Genomic DNA, 20,750 nt, shown 5'->3' on the forward strand with positions numbered 1-20,750 from the left:
CCAAGCCATGACTCGTAAGCTATTCGGGACCGACGGTGTTCGGGGCACCGCCAATCGCGAGCCGATCACCGCCGAGACCGCCCTGAAGCTCGCCATGGCCGCCGGGGCGCAATTCACCCGGGGCGACCACCGCCACCGCGTCGTGATCGGCAAGGACACGCGCCTGTCCGGTTACATGCTGGAGCCCGCCTTGACGGCCGGATTCACCTCGGTCGGCATGGACGTGGTGCTGCTCGGCCCGCTGCCGACCCCCGCCGTCGGCATGCTGACCCGCTCGCTGCGCGCCGATCTCGGCGTGATGATCTCGGCTTCGCACAATCCCTTCGAGGACAACGGCATCAAGCTGTTCGGTCCGGACGGTTTCAAGCTCTCCGACGACGTCGAGCTGGCGATCGAGGCGCGCATCGACAACGGGCTCGGTGACGAGCGGGCGGAGTCGCGCTTGCTCGGCCGCGCCCGCCGGCTGGACGACGCGCTCGGGCGCTACATCGAGTTCGTCAAAGCCTCCTTCCCGCGCGGGCTGAGCCTCGAGGGCCTCAAGGTGGTTGTCGATTGCGCCAACGGCGCGGCTTACCGGGTCGCACCGACAGTCCTCTACGAACTGGGCGCCGAGGTCGTCGCGCTGGGGGACGAGCCCAATGGCTTCAACATCAACGAGGCCTGCGGCGCGACTGCGCCGGAGGCCATGTGCCGGGCCGTCGTGGAGCAGGGCGCGGCACTCGGCATCGCGCTCGACGGCGATGCGGACCGGGCCATTCTGGCGGACGAGACCGGCCGGGTGATCGACGGGGACCAACTCATGGCCCTGATCGCGCGCGCCTGGCTGCAGGACGGCCGCCTGGCCGGCGGCGGTCTGGTCACGACGGTCATGTCGAACCTGGGGCTGGAGCGCTTCGTCAACGGGCTGGGGATCGGCCTGGAACGCACTCCTGTCGGCGACCGCTACGTTGTCGAGCGGATGCGCAGCCAGGGCTACAACGTCGGTGGCGAGCAGTCGGGGCACATCGTGCTGTCCGACTTCACGACCACGGGTGACGGTCTGATCGCCGCCTTGCAGGTGCTGGCGGCCCTGGTTCAGTCCGGCCAGCCGGCGAGCGCGGCGACCCACTGCTTCGAGCCCTTGCCGCAGCGTCTGCACAACGTACGTTTTACGGGCGGTCAGCCCCTGGAGGCGGCCTCGGTCAAGCGGACCATCGCCGAAGTGGAAGCGAAGCTGAGCGAGCGTGGACGCCTCCTCATCCGCAAGTCGGGGACGGAACCGGTTATCCGGGTCATGGCCGAGGCCGAGGACGAAGCCTTGGTGAACGAAGCGGTCGAGACCGTGGCGGCCAGCATCGCCGCGGTCGCGGCGAACTGAGGCGAGGGGGCAGCATGGCTATGCAGCCGGGTCGGGTTCTCATTGTCGCCGGTTCGGACTCCGGCGGCGGGGCCGGCATTCAGGCGGATCTCAAGACCGTCATGGCCCTGGGCGCCTACGGCACCACGGCGATCACCGCCCTGACGGCGCAGAACACCTTGGGCGTCGAGGGGGTCTTTCCCGTCGACCCTGCCTTCATCGCCCAGCAGATGAACGTGGTGCTCGACGACATCGGCAGCGACGCGGTGAAGATCGGAATGCTCCACTCGGCCGAGGTGATCGACGCCGTCGCCGATGTGCTGGAGGCGCGCTGTGGGGAGCTGCCGATCATCGTCGATCCCGTCATGGTCTCGACCAGCGGGCACGACCTGCTGGAGCCGGAAGCGGTGCGGACCCTGACCCGCCGCATGTCGCTTCTGGCCGACGTCATGACGCCCAACCTGCGGGAGGCGGAAAAGCTGACCGGTCTCAAGATCAACGATCTGGACGGCATGGTCCATGCCGCCGAGATGCTGCGCACCACGGGACCGCAGGCCGTCTTGGTGAAGGGCGGTCACCTGGAGGGAGACAGCGTGATGCGCGACGTGCTCTCCTCCGATGCCGGTACGCGGATCTTCGAGGGGCCGCGTGTCGAGACTTCCAGCACCCATGGCACCGGCTGCACCCTGGCCTCGGCCATCGCGGCGACCCTGGCCTACGGGCTGGATCTGGAGGAGGCCGTGGAACGCGCACGCGCCTATCTCTATACCGCGTTGCGCACCGCGCCGGGCCTCGGTGGGGGCCATGGGCCGGTCAATCACGCCCACACGCTTCGCCCTTTTATGCTCTGAACGGGCGGTTCGTCGGTCGCCCTAAACCAGCGGCATCTCCAGCGTCGGGTCCTCAGACAGCAGGCTCGCGACGGTTCGGAGGCCGCGTTCCAGCGCGGCGCGGTTGGGTGCGGCAGAAAGGCAGATTCTGACGGCCGGCGGACCGGGCACCCGGCCGACGAAGAAGACGTCTCCGGCCGTCACGGCGACACCGCGGCGCCGGGCCGCCGAGACGAAAGTCTCGGTCCGCCAGATCGGTGGAAGCTGCAGCCAGATGTGGAACGAATTGGGGTGGGTGACGATCTGCGCGCCGGAGTTCGGCCGGCTGAGGATCTCGGTTGCCAGCCGCTGACGCGCGATGGCCTCCTGGCGCTGGCCGGCGGCCAGCCGGTCGGCCGCTCCGCTTTCGATCAGGCGCCGCGCCGCCTCCTGCAACAGCGGGTTGGGCATGATCACCGTGGCCCGCTGGGCGACCGCGATCCGGTCGACCCAGGCCTCGGGCACGGCCAGCCAACCGACCCGCAGGGCGGGCGACACGCTTTTCGAGAGAGAGCCGATGTAGAAGCTCTGGTCCGGCAGGCGGCAGGAAAGGGGGCGGAGCGAAGCGCCGTCGTCATCGTCCAGCAGGAAGGCGTAGATGTCGTCCTCGATTACTGCGATCCCGTTGCGCGCACAGACCTCGGCGATCTCGTCCCGTCGTTGCGCGGGCATGACGCTGGAGGTGGGATTCTGAAAGTTGGGGATGCAGTAGAGCAGTTTCGCGCCGGTCGAGCGGGCGGCCGCATCCAGGCTGGCCGGGTCCAGACCCTGGCTGTCGGTCTGAACGCCGATCAGACGCAAGTCGAGCGTCTTGGCGATGGACTTCATGCCGTAGAAGGTCGCTTCCTCCACCAGAACCGGGGCGCCGGCCTCTGCCAGGGTGGCGCAGGCCAGGAACATGGCGTGCTGGGCACCGTAGGTCGGGACGATCCGCTCGGCCGGGCTCTCCAGTCCGTGGCGGGCCAGCCAGTCGGCACCGCTCTGGCGGTGCTCCGGTAGGCCGAGGCTGGTTGTGTAGTCGAAGCAGTGGCGCGCCTGCGGATCGCCACTGACCTCGGCTACAGCGCCGGGCACGGTCTCCGGCTCGCTCGGGAGCGCCGGCAGGTTCATCGAGAGATCGAGGATCTGTCCGTCGTCGCGCGGAGTGCCGTCCCGGCGGTCCGCGCTCGGTGGCCGGTCCGGCGTCTGCGCGCGCACGAAGGTGCCGCGCCCGACTTCGCCGATCACCAGGCCTCGGCGCTCCGCCTCGGCGTAGGCGCGCGTCACCGTGCCCACCGTGACGCCGAGCCGCCACGCCAAGTCCCGGTGGGTCGGAAGCTTGACGCCCGGCGCCAAGAGGCCGGCGCCCATATCGTCCGCCAGCGCGTTGGCGATCGCGATATAGCGCGGGCTGTCAGGCCGCAACTCCGGGATCCAAGTTGTCATGAGGACAATAAAGACATTGAGTCATATTGTTCGCAAGGCCAAAGTGAAATTATGGATACAAATATGACAATATGAGTTTTTGGAGAATTGAAATGGTGACAATTCACCGTCGAACAGCATCTCTGACGACCGGATTTAGAGGCTTCTGGCGCGGCTACGAAGGGCCGCGACAGCGTTCGCTTGTCATGACCGTCATGGGCCTTTTGATTCGCTGGCAGGAACGGGCCGAGCAACGCTATGCGCTGGCCGAGTTGGACGATCGCCTGCTGCGCGATGTCGGCATCGATCGGATTGCGGCGCGGCAGGAGTCCCGCAAACACTTCTGGCAAGCCTGAGCTGCAAGGAGACTACACCCATGGATCTTGAGATCTATCAACTCGACGCCTTTACGGACCGGGTGTTCGGCGGCAATCCGGCCGCGGTCGTGCCGCTGCGGGCCTGGTTGCCGGACAGCAGGCTGCAGGCGATCGCCCTGGAGAACAACCTCTCGGAGACGGCTTTTCTGGTTCCGCGTGCGGATGAAGCTGGAGCCTATGACCTGCGCTGGTTCACCCCGGCTATCGAGGTCGATCTCTGCGGCCATGCCACCCTGGCCAGTGGCGCCTTGCTGCTCGACCGTCTGGCGCCGGATCTGAGCGCCGTCCGTTTTCACACCCGCAGCGGCTGGCTGGAGGTGCGCCGCGCCCCCGAAAGCTTCGCCGGTGGCTTCGCCATGGATCTGCCGGCCCGGCCGCCGCAGCCGTTGGACGATGGAGGCGCCATCGCCGACGCGCTGGGCCAGTCGCCGCTCGAGGTGCTGCGTGCCGACAAGAACCTGGCGGTCCTGAAGGATGCGGCCGCGGTGCGGGCGGTGAGGCCCGACCTCGTCAAGGTCGCAGAATTGGAGGGCGACGGGCTGATCGTCACCGCTGCCGGTCCGGACGGTCCGACGGCCTGCGACTACGTCTCGCGCTATTTCGCTCCGCACGGCGGTATCCCGGAGGATCCCGTCACCGGCTCGGCGCATTGCGTCCTGCAGCCCTACTGGGCCGCACGGCTCGGCCGCGATAGGCTGACGGCGCGGCAGGTCTCGGCGCGTTTGGGCGAATTGGTCTGCGAACTGAAGGGCGAGCGGGTCGAACTGCTGGGCCGCGTCGCCTACTACCTCGAGGGAAGACTTGTCCTGCCCGACTGATTTCAGGATCGTGGCTGCGGCCTGGCCGGACGACAGCGACGCGGTGCGCCGGCTGTTCCGCAGCTATGCCGACTGGTTGCAGGAAGACCTCAGCTATCAGAACTTCGATGCGGAGTTGGCCGGCTTGCCCGGCTTCTATGCCACGCCGCAGGGCGCGGTTCTTTTGCTTCGCAGTACCGCGGGCGAGGCGCTTGGCTGCGTCGGGCTCAGGCCGATGGGCGGCGGGGCCTGCGAATTGAAGCGTCTGTGGGTCGAGGCTTCCCTGCGCGGCGGCGGTTGGGGCCGTCGGCTCACGGAATCGGCGATCGTCTGGGCGCGTCGGGCGGGCTACCGACGTATCTTGCTCGACAGTTTGCCGCGCCTGGAAGCGGCGGTGCGTCTCTACCGCGACCTGGGCTTCGTCACGGTGCCGCCCTACTACGACAATCCGCAGGAGGACATCCTCTACTTCGGTCTCGATCTGGAGCCGGCGCCAAGCCTGCCAAATCCGGAGACAAGGATCGGATAGAGCGCGAACGTGAGGCGGATCACACTTCTCCCCATCGCCTGCATCGACTTGTGAGAGTGCTCACAGACACGTGAGACAGGCGGAGCAGGATGCGGTTCAGGCCCTTGCAGAGGCCGCTGTCACGGACCGCCGCGGAGAGAGGAATGACTTACATGTCGAGCATCGATCAGCCCCAGCGGATCTCCGGCACGGTGCCGCTGCTGCGCGCACCGCTTCGCCGGCCGCGCCGCAATCCCTTCATGCACCTGCTTCACGCCCTGATGGCACTGCAGCGCCATGCCGAGGAGCGCGAGCGCATCCTGGAACTGGACGACCGTATGCTGCGCGATATCGGCGTCAGCCGCAGCGAGCTGCTACGGAGTCTCTATCGCGGCTACGAGGACTAACGGGCTGCTCGCAAGATTTGCGCCGCCGCCGCTTCTGGCCTTCCGCCGCCGCCCCGACTAGCTTGATTTATCTTTGGATCCCATAGCGCTAGGGGGTGTCGGTGAGCGCAGCGAGAGGCGAGAGTTACTTCGAGGACTTTCCGGTCGGTCGTCGTTTCACCACGGGTGGCGCCACGCTCAGCGAGGCACAAATTCTGGCCTTCGCTTGGGAGTGGGACCCGCAGCCCTTCCACATCGATGCCGAGGCCGCCAAGGGCTGGGGCTATGGCGGCCTGATCGCGAGCGGCTTTCAGACTCTTTTGGTCGCCTTCCGCCTGATCGTTCAGGAGAACGTCTGGGTTCACTGTTCCCTCGGCTCGCCCGGCATCGAGGCGTTGCGCTGGCTTCTGCCCGTGCGGCCCGGAGATACCTTGCATTGCCGCGGCGAAGTCCTGGAGGCGCGGGAAAGCGGCTCCAAGCCCGACCGCGGCGTCGTCAAGTTCCGGTACGATGTCCTCAACCAGAAGGACGAAACGGTTGCCGATATGGTCGCCACTCAGATCCTACGCCGCCGTCCCGCGGAGTAGGGCTTCGACGTCGTTCTAGACAGGCCAGACCGCCAGGATCACCGGCACGGCGACGATGACGATCAGCAGATCGAGCGCCAGGCCCATCCGGGCATAGTCGCCGAAGCGATAGCCGCCGGGCCCCATGACGAGCAGGTTCGACTGGTGGCCGATGGGCGTCAGATAGGTCGAGGAGGCGCCGACCGCGACGGCCATCAGGAAGGGGTCCAGCGAGTAGCCGAGACCGTTGGCGATCTCGATACCGATCGGCGCCATCAGCACGGCGGTCGCGGCGTTGTTCATCACGTCGCTCAGCAGCATGGTCACCACCATCAGCAGTGCCAGGATCAGCCAGACGGGAGCGCTTTCGCCGAGATTCAGGATCGGCTGGGCGATCACCATCGATCCCCCGGTGGCTTCGAGAGCCTGGCCGACCGGAATCATGGCGCCGAGCAAGATCACGATGGGCCAGTCGATCGATTCGTAGACGTCGCGGAGCTGCAGGGCCCCGGCCATGACCACCGCGACGGCCGCGCCCGTGAAGGCGATGTGCGGCGGCAGCAGTCCGAAGACGACCAGGGCCACGGCCGCGCCGAAGATGGCGAGCGCGCGCCAACTGTCGCCGCGGCGGGCGATTTCCAGTCCGCGTTCGGCCAGGGGCAGCATGCCGAGGTTGCGGCAGGCCTCCGGCATGATCTCGCGTTCGCCCTGCAGCAGCAGGACGTCGCCGGGCAGGAAACGCACCTGCCCGAGTCGTTCGTAGATTCTTTCGCCCTGGCGCGACACGGCGAGCAGGTTGACGCCGTAGCGGGTGTGCAGGCGCAGTGAGCGGGCGGTCCGCCCCTCCAGCCGCGATCCGGGCGTGATCACGGCTTCGATCAGCCCGACCCGCTCGGAGCGCAGAGTGTCTGCGCGAACGCCGCCCGCGCCGACCAGCTCGACTCCGGCGGTCTCGACCAGCCGGCGTAGAGCCTGCGGGTCGGCTTCCAGAATCAGGATGTCGCCCGACTGCAGCCGGAGGAACCCGGAGGGAGCGAGGATCCGGTCCTTGCGGCGGACCAGCGCCACGACGGAGATGTCCCCTTGGCCGACGGCGAAAAGGTCGAGCAGCCGGCGGCCGACGTAGGCCGATTTGGCTGGCACGCGCGCTTCGGTGATGTAGCCCTCGATTTCGACCAGCGGGCGCTCGCCGTTGGATGGCTGGGCGGCCAGCCGTTCGGGCAGCAGGCGCCAGCCAAGCAGGGCGACGAAGCCGATTCCGACCGCCGCGACCGTCAGGCCGACCGGCGTGAAGTCGAACATCGCGAAGGATTGGCCGGTCGCCTCGGCCCGCAGATTGGCGATCACCACGTTGGGCGGCGTGCCGACCAGGGTGATCAGCCCGCCCAGCAGGGAGGCGAAGGACAGCGGCATGAGAAGCTGGCTCGGGCTGCGCTTCGCGTCGCGTGCCAGCTCGAGCGCGACCGGGAGCAGGAGTGCCACCGCGCCAAGGTTGTTCATGAAGGCGGAACAGACGCCGCAGGTTGCGGTCAGGGCCAGCATCTGCAGGGTCGGTCGCGACGACAGCCGGCTCAGCAGCCGGGTCACGACTCCGAGCAGGGCGGAGGTTCGCAGGGCACGGGTCAGGATCAGGATCGCGGCAACGGTGATCACGGCGGGATGGCCGAAGCCGCTGAAGGCGCTCTCGGTCGGGACGACGCCGCCGATCACCGCCGCCAGCAAGACCAGCAGGGCAACCAGATCGTAGCGCAGCCGCCCCCAGGCAAAGAGCCCGAGCGCACCGGCCAAGATCGCAAAGAGCAGGAGCTGGTCGGGTGTCGGCATTCGGTGTTCGGCCCCTCCTGCGGGCCTGTGCGGTCGGTTGGGTTGTCGGGTGGTTAGGCCCTGGCAGGGGCGGGGTGCAAGCGGCGCGGGCGGTCCGGCAATCCGATCCGGAGCGGTGGCAAGTCGCAGTGGCGCCACATTCTACGCTCGCCGCCTTGGTCTGCGCCAGTGGCGAGCGACGCGGCGCCTCGGCAGGCCGTTGCGCCGGCCATAGATAGGACTTGGGCCGGCCCTGTCACCTGGTCCGTTGACGCACTGCAGCATGCCGCCTAATGTCCGCGCTCTCCCTGTTCTTTTGGCGACCTCTAACCGCTGAGGAGCGACCCGTTATGAGCCCCCTCGCCAGGCCGACGCGTCCGGCCGCCACACCCGCCAACCCGAATTTCTCGAGCGGTCCCTGCGCGAAACGCCCCGGTTGGTCGCTGCAGGCCCTGGACGGCGCTTTCCTCGGCCGCTCGCACCGCGCCAAGGGCGGCAAGGTCAAGCTGGCCGAGGTGATCGAGCGCTCCAAGCGGCTGCTCGATCTGCCCGCCGACTGGCGGCTCGGTATCGTTCCGGCCTCCGATACCGGTGCTGTCGAGATGGCCATGTGGTCCCTGCTGGGCCAGCGCGGAGTCGACCTGCTGGCCTGGGAATCCTTCGGCGCCGGCTGGGTGACCGATGCGGTCAAACAGTTGGGCCTGACCGATTCGCGCAGGCTGGAGGCCGGCTATGGCGCGCTGCCCGATCTCAGCCAGGTGAACTGGAGCCGGGACGTGGTCTTCACCTGGAACGGAACGACCTCCGGCGTGCGCGTGCCGAACGGCGACTGGATTCCGGCCGGTCGCGAGGGCCTGGCGATCTGCGATGCGACCTCGGCGGCTTTCGCCATGGACCTGCCCTACGACAAGCTGGATGTCGTCACCTGGTCCTGGCAGAAGGTGCTGGGCGGCGAGGCGGCGCACGGCATGCTGGCGTTGTCGCCCCGCGCTGTCGAGCGGCTGGAAAGCTACAGCCCGCCCTGGCCGCTGCCGAAGATCTTCCGGCTGACCAAGGGCGGCAAGCTGATCGAAGGCGTTTTCAAGGGCGAAACCATCAACACCCCCTCGCTGCTTTGCGTCGAGGATGCCCTGGACGGTTTGGCCTGGGCCGAGTCGATCGGCGGCCGCCCGGCCCTGATCGCACGCGCCGAAGCCAACCTGGCGGCCGTTTCCGACTGGGTCGCGGCCCGCGATTGGGTCGATTTTCTGGCTGAAGATCCGGCCACGCGCTCCTGCACCTCGATTTGCCTGAAGATGGTCGACGATTGGTTCGTCGGGCTGGCCCCGGAACAACAGTCCGCCGCCGCCAAGCGGATGGTCGCGCTCCTGGAGGCGGAAGCCGCGGCTTACGACATCGGGGCCTACCGCGACGCGCCGCCGGGTCTACGGATCTGGGGCGGCGCCACGGTGGAGACCGCCGACATCCAGGCGCTGCTGCCCTGGCTCGACTGGGCCTATGCCGGCGTCAAGGCCGAACAGGCCGCGACCGCCTGATCCAAAAGGCCCGATCCGAACCCTCAACGTTTCCTGGAAAACGAGATTTAGAGACCCATGCCCAAGGTCCTGATTGCCGATAAGCTCAGCCCGCTCGCCGTCGAAGTCTTCAAGCAGCGCGGCCTCGAGGTGGATTTCGAAACGAGCCTCAGCCCGGAAGAGTTGCAGGCGCGCGCCGCGGACTACGACGGCATCGCCGTGCGCTCGGCCACCAAGCTGAAGGCCGAGGTTCTGAAGGCCGGTGCGGCCGGCAAGCTGAAGGTAACGGGGCGCGCGGGCATCGGCGTCGACAACATCGACGTGGAGGCGGCGACGGCCGAGGGCGTCGTGGTGATGAACACGCCTTACGGCAATGCGACGACGACCGCCGAGCACACGGTCGCGCTGATCTTCGCGCTCGCCCGCCAGATTCCCGCCGCCGACGCCTCGACCCAAGCCGGAAAGTGGGAGAAGTCCCGCTTCATGGGTATGGAGCTGACCGGCAAGACGCTCGGGCTGATCGGCTGCGGCAACATCGGCTCGATCGTGGCGGAGCGGGCGCTGGGCCTGCGCATGAAGGTCGCGGCCTACGATCCCTTTCTGTCGAACGACCGGGCGATCGATCTGGGCGTCGAGAAGGTGGAACTGGACGAGCTGCTGCGGCGCGCCGACGTGATCACCTTGCATGTGCCGATGAACGATCAGACACGCGGCATCATCGACGCCGCCGCCCTGGCCAAGTGCAAGAAGGGTGTGCGGATTATCAACTGCGCGCGCGGCGGCCTGGTGGTCGAGGCCGACCTGAAGGCGGCGCTCGAGTCCGGTCAGGTGGCGGGCGCGGCGCTCGACGTCTTCGAGGTCGAGCCGGCCAAGGAAAACGGCCTGTTCGGTCTGCCCAATCTGGTCTGCACCCCGCATCTGGGCGCCTCGACCACGGAGGCGCAGGAGAACGTGGCGGTCCAGATCGCGGAGCAGATGAGCGACTATCTGCTCAGCGGTGCGGTGACCAATGCCATCAACATGCCCTCGCTGACGGCCGAGGACGCCAAGCGCCTGGGCCCTTACATGAAGCTGGCCGAGGATCTGGGGTCCTTCGCCGGTCAACTGACGCGCACGGGCCTGCAGGCCGTGTCCATCGAGTACGAAGGACATGTCGCCGAGCTCAACACCCGTCCGCTGACCCAGGCGGCTCTGACGGGTCTGCTGCGGCCGATGCTGGACTCGGTCAATATGGTCAATGCGCCGGTTCTGGCCCGTCAGCGGGATATCGAGTTGCGCGAGGTCAAGGACGAGACGCCGGGCGACTACCAGACGCTGATCCGTCTGGTGGTCAAGACGGACCGTCAGGAACGGGCCGTCTCGGGGACCCTGTTCAGCGGCGACAAGCCGCGCATCGTCGAGATCAAGGGCATCCAGATCGAGGCTCAGCTCTCGCCGCACATGCTCTACACCACCAACGACGACAAGCCCGGTGTGATCGGGGCCCTGACCGGACTCCTGGCTCAGGAGGGCATCAACATCGCGACCTTCCACCTGGGCCGTAACGCACCAGGCGGCGATGCCATCGCCCTCATCGAGTTGGACGATGCGATGAGCCGCGAGACCCTGGAAAAGGTCAGGGCCTTGCCACTTATCACCCGCGCGGAGCTGCTGCAGTTCCGGTAGGACAAGGAGTCTGGTAGGACAGCGTGGTGCGGTTGCACTCCGTCCCGGAGGGATTTTCGACTCATGCGTCGCCTCGCCGGCAGGCTCCTGATTGTCTTGCCGTTTCTGATCCTTCCCGCGGAGGTCTTGGCCGAGAGCCTCGCCGATTTTGGCATCCGGGTGACGACCGGGCGTGCGCCCTTGCTCGAGGCGCCCCGCATTGCGCTGCCGCCGGAGGCCTTGGCGGATTCGCGGCCGGCCACAGGCAGTTCCGGCATCGTGAAGGCACTGTTGATCGCACCGACCGACCGCTATGGCCACGGGGTTCTGGGCGATGCGATCGAAGCCGGCGGCCTGAGGGTGATCACGGACGGCGGCCTGGTGCTGGAGGTGATGCTTCCGCGCGATGCGGTGTTCGAGGATCTGGTGCCGCGCCTGCTCGATCTCACCGGCGATGGTCGCGACGAGGTGCTGGTGATCACGGCCTATCGCGATCGCGGTGCCGCGCTGGCCGTCTACGCCATCGCCGAGGGCGAGCTGCGCCTGTTGGATGAGACTCCGGCGATCGGCAGTCCCAATCGCTGGCGAAACCCCGCCGGAGCCGGCGATTTCGATGGCGATGGACAGATCGATCTGGTCGAGGTGCAGACGCCGCATATCGGTGGGATCCTGCGGCTGTGGCGCTGGGTGGACGGCGGCCTTCGGCCCGGACCCGAGGTCGCGGGCGTCTCGAACCACGCGATCGGCAGCCGGTCTCTCGACCTCTCGGCGGTGCTCGATCTGGACGGCGACGGCGACGACGAACTGCTGGTCCCCGAGATGGGGCTGCGCAGTCTCGCGGCGTTCGATCTGCGGGGCGGTGCGTGGGTCCGGCGCGGCCGTTTGGAGCATGATGCGGCCATCGTCGGGGACTTCGTCGTCGAGGACTTCGACGGCAACGGGCGACTCGATATCGGCTACCCGCTGGCGGACGGGACCTTCGTGCGGTTGCTGCGCTGATCTTCCCGTTCGGCGGCGCCGATGCCGCTATCGGCACAAGGATGCCTTTTGGCGGATCGAGTGGTTCCAACCAACCGAAAAACCGTCTAGAGCAGGATCGCCCTACGTGGAGTCGCCCTGGCGATCCCACGTAGGGCCCGAATCCCACTCTCCCGGAAGACCAGAGTGCGATTCACATCCGAACGGAAGCGAAACCGCTTCCATTCGGGACCATAGCGCTCTAGGACAACGCCCGCGGCAGAGCCGGAGGCTCCCGAGGGCCGCCGCAGCGCTCGCGAAGAGGACATATCATGGGTAACGTAGTCGTCGTCGGCTCCCAATGGGGCGACGAAGGCAAGGGCAAGATCGTGGACTGGCTCTCGGAGCGCGCCGATGTGGTGGTGCGATTCCAGGGCGGCCATAACGCCGGACATACGTTGGTGGTCGGCAACGAGACCTATAAGCTCTCGCTGCTGCCCTCCGGCGTCGTGCGCCCCGGTAAGCTCTCGATCATCGGCAACGGCGTGGTGGTAGACCCCTGGGCCCTGATCGAGGAGATCGAGCGGCTGACGGGGCAGGGCGTCGCGATCACCCCGGACACGTTCAAGATCGCCGAAAACGCGGCCCTGATCCTGCCGCTGCATGGGGCGGTGGATCGTGCGCGCGAGGCGCGGCGCGGCGACGACAGGATCGGCACGACCGGGCGCGGCATCGGCCCGGCCTACGAGGACAAGGTCGGCCGCCGGGCGATCCGGATATGCGATCTCTCGGATCGGGATTTGCTCGCCAAGCGCGTTAATTCCCTGCTGGTTCACCACAACGCTCTCTTCCGGGGGCTGGATCTGCCCGAGGTGGCGGCAGAGGAGTTGATCGAACAGCTCCACGACATCGCCCCGAAGATCCTGCCCTACACGGACCGCGTCTGGCAGCGCCTGGACGAGGCGCGGCGCGACGGCAAGCGGATTCTCTTCGAGGGCGCGCAGGGCGCCATGCTCGACGTCGATCACGGGACCTATCCCTTCGTCACCTCCTCCAACACCCTGGGCGGTCAGGCGGCGGCCGGGTCCGGTATCGCACCGGGATCGCTCGGGATGGTGCTGGGAATCACCAAGGCCTACACGACCCGCGTCGGCAGCGGACCCTTCCCGACCGAGTTGGACGACGAGATCGGCCGGCGCCTGGGCGAGCGCGGGCACGAATTCGGAACCGTAACGGGGCGGGCGCGGCGCTGCGGCTGGTTCGATGCCGTGATGGTGCGCCAGGCGATCAAGATCGGCGGTATCGACGGCATTGCGCTGACCAAACTCGACGTGCTCGACGGTTTCGAGCAACTCCAGGTCTGCACCGGCTATCGGATCGACGGGGCCCTGCTCGACTATTTGCCGGCCCAACCGGCCTTGCAGGCGCGCGCCGAACCGGTTTACGAGGACTTCGAAGGCTGGTCCGACTCGACGCAGGGGGCACGCTCCTGGGCCGATTTGCCGGCGACGGCCGTGAAATACATCCGTCGCATCGAGGAACTGATCGGCGCGCCGGTGGCCCTGCTTTCCACCTCGCCGGAGCGGGACGACACGATTCTGGTACGCGATCCCTTCGGTCCCTGACCAATTCGCTCCAAGTACTTGTGCTTAAACACAAGTTACCGCAATCGTCCGACCCGCAAAGCCGGTCGGACGTATCGCTCCGGTCTCTCGGGTCCGTTAACCTCGCCTTTGCCATCGCGCGAGTAGATTGACGTGCGTGCCGCCCTCTCGGCGGCGCCTGTCGTCCACTACGGCCCGAGACCCTACGGCAATGAGCTCCGCGAGCCCTAACGGCGAGACCATCGCGCTCAACCAGTCCGTCGACCTGCTGCCGGGCGAACGGCTTCCCGAGTTCGATTCGCCCCAGGCCGAGGCTTTCGGCGCGCGTGAGCGGCAAAACGGCAACCCTCTGCTGGTTCTGGTCGGGCGGCCCGATCTGGCGCCCCGCTCCAACATCATGGGCAAGCTGGTCCGGCAGGAGCGGCTGGCCATGCTGTCCGCGGTCAGTTGGGGCGTCGTCGACTGGCCGCCTGCCGGCGGGCGGCGTTTCGTCGCCGTTTTCCAGCGGCCGCGCGGCCGGCGACTGCAGCCGGAGCCGAATGCGCGTTTCGAGCCTTGGCGCGAGGACGAAATCCTCCGTCGATTGATCGAGCCGCTGACGCCGGTCCTGCGGGACCTCGAGGCGCGCAGCATCACCCATCGTGCGATCCGCGCGGATAACATCTTCCTCGAAGGGTCCGTGGACGGCACCTGCCTGCTGGGCGAATGCGTGATGGCGCCGCCGGGCATCGATCAGCCGGCGATCTACGAGCCGATCGAGGGCATGCTGGCACTGCCGGGCGGGCGGGGCAGAGGCTACGCGGCGGACGATCTCTACGCCCTGGGTGTCACGATCGCCGTCCTGCTGGCCGGCGGCAATCCCGTCGAAACCATGGACGAGCAGGCGCGGATCCAGTCGAAGATCCATCGGGGATCTTACGCCACGCTGATCGGCCGAACCCGCCTCTCCCTGCCGATGATGGAAGTCCTTCGGGGTTTGCTCTGCGATCAGCGGATCGAGCGCTGGACTCTGCAAGACCTGGAGCTCTGGCTCGGCGGGCGGCGGCTGAGCCCGAAACAGCCGAGCCTGCCGATCCGCGGACAGCGCGCCTATGCGATCGAAGGAACCAACTACTGGTCGGCGCGTGCCATCGCCGCTGCTCTCGGCATGGACTGGCAAGCCGGCGTCGCGGCGTTGCAGCGCAACGATCTCTCCACTTGGATCCGTCGTGCCCTCTCCGACGAGGAGTTGGCCGAGCGCGTCGTTTCGGCGGCGGGGGTCGGTGCCGGATCCTCGACTGGCGGCGGCGGTCTGCGCGACCGTCTGGTGTCCCGTATCCTCATGACGCTGGATCCCTCGGCACCGGTTCGTCTCCGAGGCTTCGCCGCCGATATCGATGCCGTCGGCCAGGCCCTGAGCGTGCACTACGGCGATCCGGAACAGCGGCAGGCCTTCGGTGAGCTGATCCAGGCGAAGCTGCCGCAGGCTTGGCTGGATTCTCAGCTGCTGAGTCGGTCCGAACACGCGATGCTTCGCAAGTCGTTCGACGTGATGCACCACTTCATGGCGCGCAACGAAGCCGGGTACGGGATCGAGCGGTGCCTCTACGAGTACAACGAGCACCTGCCCTGCCTCTCGCCGATCCTGGAGGGCGATTACGTTTCGGATAGCGCCGATCTGCTCCCGGCGCTGGAGCGTGTTGCGGCGGCCGACCCGTCTCAGGTCTCCCCGATCGACCGACACATCGCCGCTTTTGCCTGCGCCCGGGTCAAGGTTATCCCCGACCGCGTCGTTCGAGTCATGGCGCACGGCGACAACGAAATCCTGCGACAACTCTCCACCGCCTACTTCCTCGCCGAAATTCAACGCGCGACGGGACAATCCGGCTTTCCCCATCTGGCGGCCTGGATCGCGCGCCTGTTGACCCCGGTGGTTGAGGGATTCCACAACCGGGATCAGCGTCAGGCGGCGGCCGAGGGGATCGCGAAGGCTGCGGCCAGCGGCGATCTCATTGCGCTGGCGCGTGCCGGCGACGATCCCGATGCGCGCACCTACGACGAGAACGGTTTCGCCCAGGCGCGTGCCGAATACGCGGCTATGGATCGGGAGATCGCCGACCTGGAAGCCGGCAAACTGATCGACCCAAATAACGTGCGCCTGCGCAGTCGTCAGGCCTCGTCCCTGATTGCCGGCTGCGTCTCCAGCCTGGGTTTGTTGCTCTTGACGGTTCTTTACGTGACATGAACCAGCCTCAGCTCAGCCCCCGCGAAGCGACTCCGGTTTGGGTCAAGGCTCTTGGCGCGATCTTCACCCTGCCGATCCTTGTCGTATTGCTTCCCAGTTTGCTGGTTCTGTCGGTTTGCCTGCTGCCGACCCTGGGCGCTTACGTTGCCGATCGCTTCCGCGACAAGTCCTTGGCGATCACCGTCGGAATGTTGAACTTCTGCGGTGCTTTGCCTGCACTCGGCCAGTTGTGGTCGAAGGGACAGACTCTGGCCGCAGCGGGCGAAGTGCTGGGCGATGTGTTCCTCTGGCTGCTCGCCTACGGAGCGGCGGGGATCGGCTGGATCCTCTTCACGATGATGCCGCCGGTGGTCACCACCTACCTGAGCCTCAGCGGAACGGCACGAAGCCAAGCCTTGCGCGAGCGTCAGGAAAAGCTGATCGAGATCTGGGGCCAGGAAGTCGCCGAGCGCGACGATCCCGAACATCCGGTCGAGGATGAGGACGGCGAGCCCGGATAGCGATCGACCGGACTCCTTGCTAGGGGCACCCGGTCGCCGTCTGCTCTCGCCCGCCCCGGCAACGGCTGTCCAGGGGGCGGCTTTCGAGAGGCGACCTGCCGGTCGATCCCTTCGCGATCCGGTCTCCGCCGGTCAGTTCAGCGCCAGTTTTTGCTCGATCGCCGCGTTGCGGATCGACTTCTGCAGCTTCTCGAAGGCGCGGACCTCGATTTGCCGCACCCGCTCCCGGCTGATGCCGTACTCCTGACTGAGATCCTCCAAGGTCGTCGGACTTTCGACGAGGCGGCGTTCGGTCAGAATGTGGCGCTCGCGGTCGTTCAAGGTCTCCATGGCCGTGGCCAGAAGCTCGCGGCGCTTGCCCAGTTCCTCGCTCTCGGCCAGCTGGATTTCCTGGCTGTCGGTTTCGTCCATCAGCCAGTCCTGCCACTCGCCGTCGCCGTCGATCCTGAGCGGCGCGTTCAGCGAGTGGTCGGGGGCGGCCAGGCGCCGGTTCATGGAGACCACGTCCTGCTCCGGCACGTCGAGCTGCTCGGCGATCCGGGCGACCTGTTCGGGCTGCAGATCGCCTTCTTCGATAGCCTTCATCTGACCCTTGAGCTTACGCAGGTTGAAGAAGAGCTTCTTCTGCGCGGCCGTGGTGCCCATCTTCACCAGGGACCAGGAATGTAGGATGTATTCCTGGATCGCGGCGCGGATCCACCACATGGCGTAGGTGGCCAGACGGAAGCCCCGCTCCGGATCGAAGCGCTTCACGGCTTGCATCATGCCGACATTGCCTTCGCTGATCAGCTCGGACAGCGGCAGGCCGTAGCCGCGATAGCCCATGGCGATCTTGGCGACCAGGCGCAGATGGCTGGTGACCAGCTTGTGGGCGGCCTCGACCTCTTCCCGCTCGGCCCAGCGCTTGGCCAGCATGTATTCCTCGTTGGGCTCGAGCATGGGAAACTTGCGGATGTCCTGAAGGTAGCGGCCGAGATTGTTCTCGCTGACCGCCATGGGAACGTTCTGCCGACCTACGCTCATATCGCTGCTCCCTTGCCTTTCATCCGGACCGCCGGTCCTCGGCGGTTGGTCGTCGCTTCGTCAATTCCGACCTTTTTGGTCGGAATTGACGTCATATTAAATTGATTCCAAACAGGTGATCAAGTCTTTCAGATCATCCGAAAGTTCGCTTTCGAAGGAGAGCGAGTCCTGTGTTGCCGGATGGAGAAAACCCAGGGATTTCGCATGGAGCGCTTGGCGGCCCAGTGCCGTGATCCGTTCCTGTGCCGCGCCTGGCAGGCGCTGCATCAGGGCCGGCTTGGCGCGACCGTAGAGGGGATCGCCCAGCAGTGGGTGGCCGAGGTGAGCCATATGTACGCGGATCTGATGGGTGCGTCCCGTCAGCAGACGGCACTCCACCAGACTGACGGCGCCGCCGGCGTAGCTGGCCAGCAGCCGGTAGCGGGTCGTGGCCGCTTTGCCGTTCCGCGTCACGACGGCCATCTTCTTGCGGTTCTGGGGGTGACGTCCGATGTCGGCTACGATATCGCCCTCCGGTGGCTGAGGACGGCCCCAGACCAGAGCGTGATAGCGGCGGGCGATGCTGCGCGCTGTGAACTGGGTCACCAGAGCGTCCTGCGCCCGCTGGGTCTTGGCGGCGATCATCAGGCCGGAGGTATCCTTGTCCAGCCGGTGCACGATGCCGGGGCGTCCGACGCCGCCGATCCCCGTCAGCTCGCTGCCGCAGTGCGCCAGCAGGGCGTTGACCAGGGTCGAATCCGGGTTGCCGGGCGCGGGGTGGACCACCAGTCCGGCCGGCTTGTTCACGACGATCACCTCCGGGTCCTCGTAGATCACCTCGAGCGGAATCGCCTGAGGCTCCGGTTCAGCTTCAATGGTTTCGGGGATTTCGATGGCGAAAGTTTGGCCAGGTTTGACCCGAAATGAGGCCTCTTCTATCGTCGCGCCGGCGGCGCTGACCGCACCGGTCTCGATCAGCGCCTTCATCCGACTGCGCGAAAGTCCCTGTAGATGGCGCGTGAGCAGGCGGTCGAGCCGCTCGCCGGTCTCGTCTTCCCGGACGTGGACTTCGTAGTGCCCTGCTGTCGGCCCTGTGGTCGGCTCAGTCGGTTCGGTCATGATACGTAAGAAGGAAGCGCAAGCGGTGGCGGTACTCAAGGCCCACTTTGCTCTCAAGGCCCTGGTGATTGCATTGGGCCTCGTCATCCTGGTGCTGTTGGGCGCCGTCGTCTTCGGCATTCTCCGGCAGGCCGAGCGGCTCGATCAGGCGACGGCTCCGATGTCCGACAGGGGGCTGGAACGGCAAGCCGGCGATCTGACGGAAACCGATGTCGCGGTTCCGGTCGGCTGTCGTCTGGCCGACGTGGTGCCGGATCGCGATCTGCTGGTCCTGCGCCTGGAGGGGCCGGCCGAGCGCGGATGTCAGCAGGCGATCCTCGTCGATCCGGCCGCCGGTACGGTGGTGGCGCGCATCAGACTGGCCCCGGAGGACTGACGCTGCGCCGGCTCTTACCTGGAATCCCGCCAGAAGCGCCCCGTTGACAAGGGCTTGGCGGCTCGGGTGTCCTAGCGATCGACTCCCAGGGAGTTAAAACGATGAATTTCGCCTCCGACAACGTGACTGGCGCCTGTCCCGAGGTGCTCGACGCCTTGGTTGCGGCGAACGACGGTGCCGCCATGTCCTATGGCGAGGACCCCTGGACCGCCCGTGTCCAGATGCGTTTGCGCGAGCTGTTCGGGAAACCCGACCTGCTCGCCTTCCCCGTGGCGACCGGAACGGCCGCGAATGCCTTGGCGCTGGCGACGCTGGTGCCGCCCTACGGCGCGATCTACTGCCACCGCGATGCCCACATCAATCTCGACGAATGCGGTGCGCCGGAACTCTATACGGGGGGCGCCAAGCTGGTGACGCTGGCCGGCGAAGGCGCCAAGATCGCGCCGGACAGCCTGGCCGAAGCGGCCCAGGGTCATGGCGTGGTCCATCACGTGCAGCCCGCGGCGGTCAGCATCACCCAGGCGACCGAGGCGGGCTGTCTCTACAGTCCGGAGGAGGTGGCCGCCATCGCTGAGACCGCCCGGTCCAAGCAGTTGAAGCTACATATGGACGGGGCGCGTTTTGCCAACGCTGTCGCCGCCCTCGACCTGCCGCCGGCCGAGATCACCTGGAAGGCCGGTGTGGATGTGCTCTCCTTCGGCGCGACGAAGAACGGCTGCCTAGCTGCCGAAGCCGTCGTCTTCTTCCGGCCTGAACTGGCCGAGAGTTTCCGCTTTCACCGCAAGCGCGCCGGCCATCTCTTCTCCAAGGGCCGGGTGATCTCCGCTCAGCTCGAGGCTTACCTGAAGGACCGCCTCTGGCTGGAGAATGCCCGTCACGCCAATGGCATGGCCCGGAGGCTGGGGGCCGGCCTGGCGGCGCTTCCCGGCTGCCGCCTGCTGGTTCCGGTGGAGGCCAACGAGGTCTTCACCGAGTTGCCGCCTGAGATCGTCGCGTCGCTGACGGCGGCTGGGGTTCACTTCATCGACGGTTACTTCGGGCCGGGCGTGCAGCGCTTCGTCTGCGCCTGGAACACCCGAATCGAGGATGTCGAGGCCGTCGTTGCCGCCGCCAAAACGACGGCCGGTGCTCTTCGCTCATCGGCCGAGGTCGCAGGCGCCTGACAAGCGGTCATACGCTCGAGACACGAGAGAGTCCGGTCTCCCGCGCCTGAGCGGCGTCCGGGATTCAGCATGGGGTTGTTGGAACCTTTTGGGCACAACTTGTGTTTGCCTCAGTGTTGTCACAGTTTCAAGGGCATAAGCGAGCCGACTTATCCGTACTGGTCATGTGACCAACTGCTGGAGAAGGAGATACAACAGATGTCCAGCTTAGCGATTCATCCGGCATCCCGTAGCGCGGCCCCGCGGCCCTGGCGTCGTCTGGCGCTGGCTTCCGGTCTGCTGCTGACCCTGGCCGCCACCGGCTGCTCCGGCCTGAACGAAACCGAGCAGCGCACGCTGACCGGTGGTGCCATCGGTGCCGGCGTGGGTACGGTCGGCACGGTGATTACAGGTGGCTGCGTGGCCTGCGGTGCGGCCGTCGGCGGCGCCGTCGGTGCCGGCGTCGGCTACCTGTCCGACAAAATCGACAACGACAACTAGTCGCCGATTCTGCCGAGGTTCGACCTCGTGAGCGCGCGGCCGCCGCCCGGCATCCGGGACGGCGGCCGTATCGCGTTTGGGTTTCTGTCCCAGCTTGCTCTTGCATCCTGCCCGCGACTTC

20 protein-coding genes are annotated in these 20,750 nt (G+C 66.8%); 16 read left to right on the top strand and 4 right to left on the bottom strand.

Annotated features, from left to right (window positions below):
- Positions 1-7 precede the first annotated feature (7 nt).
- A complete protein-coding gene (glmM, locus tag DBZ32_RS18005) occupies positions 8-1,357 on the top strand; it encodes a phosphoglucosamine mutase (RefSeq protein WP_119168625.1) in 1,350 nt (449 codons plus the stop codon).
- A gap of 20 nt (positions 1,358-1,377) precedes the next feature.
- On the top strand, positions 1,378-2,187 hold the full coding sequence (gene thiD, locus DBZ32_RS18010; protein ID WP_119168626.1) for a bifunctional hydroxymethylpyrimidine kinase/phosphomethylpyrimidine kinase: 810 nt from the start codon (positions 1,378-1,380) through the stop codon (positions 2,185-2,187).
- A 21-nt stretch (positions 2,188-2,208) separates the two neighbouring features.
- Here thiD and DBZ32_RS18015 read toward each other — a convergent pair whose 3' ends face one another.
- Positions 2,209-3,630, bottom strand: coding sequence for an aminotransferase-like domain-containing protein (locus DBZ32_RS18015; RefSeq protein ID WP_119168627.1), 1,422 nt, complete (start codon positions 3,628-3,630; stop codon positions 2,209-2,211).
- Positions 3,631-3,815: 185 nt separating this feature from the next.
- On the opposite strand from DBZ32_RS18015, the gene DBZ32_RS18020 reads away from it, so the two are divergent.
- The 5 genes from DBZ32_RS18020 (at position 3,816) to DBZ32_RS18040 (ending at position 6,264) form a co-directional block, all read left to right on the top strand.
- Entirely contained in the window at positions 3,816-3,965 is a 150-nt protein-coding gene (locus DBZ32_RS18020) for a DUF1127 domain-containing protein (RefSeq protein ID WP_119168628.1), read from the top strand.
- Positions 3,966-3,985: 20 nt separating this feature from the next.
- Positions 3,986-4,804 (top strand): PhzF family phenazine biosynthesis protein, encoded by an 819-nt coding sequence (locus DBZ32_RS18025; protein ID WP_119168629.1) that lies wholly within the window; start codon positions 3,986-3,988, stop codon positions 4,802-4,804.
- A 10-nt stretch (positions 4,805-4,814) separates the two neighbouring features.
- Entirely contained in the window at positions 4,815-5,312 is a 498-nt protein-coding gene (locus DBZ32_RS18030) for a GNAT family N-acetyltransferase (protein ID WP_208539291.1), read from the top strand.
- A gap of 143 nt (positions 5,313-5,455) precedes the next feature.
- The gene (locus DBZ32_RS18035; RefSeq protein ID WP_208539292.1) at positions 5,456-5,698 is read left to right on the top strand and encodes a DUF1127 domain-containing protein; all 243 of its coding nucleotides are present in this window, start codon (positions 5,456-5,458) and stop codon (positions 5,696-5,698) included.
- A 101-nt stretch (positions 5,699-5,799) separates the two neighbouring features.
- Positions 5,800-6,264: a MaoC family dehydratase gene (locus tag DBZ32_RS18040; protein WP_119168880.1), complete on the top strand. Its 465-nt coding sequence runs from the start codon at positions 5,800-5,802 to the stop codon at positions 6,262-6,264.
- Positions 6,265-6,279: 15 nt separating this feature from the next.
- Here DBZ32_RS18040 and DBZ32_RS18045 read toward each other — a convergent pair whose 3' ends face one another.
- Positions 6,280-8,067, bottom strand: coding sequence for an SLC13 family permease (locus DBZ32_RS18045; protein ID WP_119168632.1), 1,788 nt, complete (start codon positions 8,065-8,067; stop codon positions 6,280-6,282).
- Positions 8,068-8,396: 329 nt separating this feature from the next.
- On the opposite strand from DBZ32_RS18045, the gene DBZ32_RS18050 reads away from it, so the two are divergent.
- From DBZ32_RS18050 to DBZ32_RS18075, 6 genes are all read left to right on the top strand, one after another.
- A complete protein-coding gene (locus DBZ32_RS18050) occupies positions 8,397-9,581 on the top strand; it encodes a phosphoserine transaminase (protein ID WP_119168633.1) in 1,185 nt (394 codons plus the stop codon).
- Between the two features lie 57 nt (positions 9,582-9,638).
- Entirely contained in the window at positions 9,639-11,225 is a 1,587-nt protein-coding gene (gene serA, locus DBZ32_RS18055; protein WP_119168634.1) for a phosphoglycerate dehydrogenase, read from the top strand.
- 63 nt (positions 11,226-11,288) lie between these two features.
- On the top strand, positions 11,289-12,203 hold the full coding sequence (locus DBZ32_RS18060) for an FG-GAP repeat domain-containing protein (protein ID WP_119168635.1): 915 nt from the start codon (positions 11,289-11,291) through the stop codon (positions 12,201-12,203).
- Between the two features lie 290 nt (positions 12,204-12,493).
- Positions 12,494-13,786 (top strand): adenylosuccinate synthase, encoded by a 1,293-nt coding sequence (locus tag DBZ32_RS18065; RefSeq protein WP_119168636.1) that lies wholly within the window; start codon positions 12,494-12,496, stop codon positions 13,784-13,786.
- 190 nt (positions 13,787-13,976) lie between these two features.
- Positions 13,977-15,989 carry a serine/threonine-protein kinase gene (locus DBZ32_RS18070; RefSeq protein ID WP_119168637.1) on the top strand — a complete coding sequence of 671 codons (2,013 nt, stop codon included), beginning with the start codon at positions 13,977-13,979 and terminating at the stop codon, positions 15,987-15,989.
- The gene (locus DBZ32_RS18075) at positions 15,986-16,489 is read left to right on the top strand and encodes a hypothetical protein (RefSeq protein WP_119168638.1); all 504 of its coding nucleotides are present in this window, start codon (positions 15,986-15,988) and stop codon (positions 16,487-16,489) included. Before DBZ32_RS18070 ends, DBZ32_RS18075 begins: the two co-directional genes overlap by 4 nt.
- Before the next feature lie 132 nt (positions 16,490-16,621).
- Here the strand turns inward: DBZ32_RS18075 and rpoH are convergent, their stop codons facing one another.
- On the bottom strand, positions 16,622-17,512 hold the full coding sequence (gene rpoH, locus DBZ32_RS18080; RefSeq protein ID WP_235830262.1) for an RNA polymerase sigma factor RpoH: 891 nt from the start codon (positions 17,510-17,512) through the stop codon (positions 16,622-16,624).
- Between the two features lie 96 nt (positions 17,513-17,608).
- On the bottom strand, positions 17,609-18,610 hold the full coding sequence (locus DBZ32_RS18085; protein ID WP_119168640.1) for an RluA family pseudouridine synthase: 1,002 nt from the start codon (positions 18,608-18,610) through the stop codon (positions 17,609-17,611).
- Between DBZ32_RS18085 and DBZ32_RS18090 the strand changes: the two genes are divergently transcribed.
- The 3 genes from DBZ32_RS18090 to DBZ32_RS18100 all read left to right on the top strand — a co-directional run bounded on the left by DBZ32_RS18090 (position 18,609) and on the right by DBZ32_RS18100 (position 20,629).
- Entirely contained in the window at positions 18,609-18,986 is a 378-nt protein-coding gene (locus tag DBZ32_RS18090; RefSeq protein WP_208539293.1) for a hypothetical protein, read from the top strand. The two genes, DBZ32_RS18085 and DBZ32_RS18090, sit on opposite strands and share 2 nt — an antisense overlap.
- Positions 18,987-19,087: 101 nt before the next feature.
- The gene (locus tag DBZ32_RS18095; RefSeq protein ID WP_119168642.1) at positions 19,088-20,149 is read left to right on the top strand and encodes a threonine aldolase family protein; all 1,062 of its coding nucleotides are present in this window, start codon (positions 19,088-19,090) and stop codon (positions 20,147-20,149) included.
- A 198-nt stretch (positions 20,150-20,347) separates the two neighbouring features.
- Positions 20,348-20,629, top strand: coding sequence for a hypothetical protein (locus tag DBZ32_RS18100; protein WP_235830263.1), 282 nt, complete (start codon positions 20,348-20,350; stop codon positions 20,627-20,629).
- The last annotated feature ends 121 nt before the right edge of the window (positions 20,630-20,750 follow it).

Origin of the sequence: Algihabitans albus (assembly GCF_003572205.1) — a bacterium.
In the GTDB taxonomy this organism is placed as follows: Bacteria; Pseudomonadota; Alphaproteobacteria; order Kiloniellales; family DSM-21159; genus Algihabitans; species Algihabitans albus.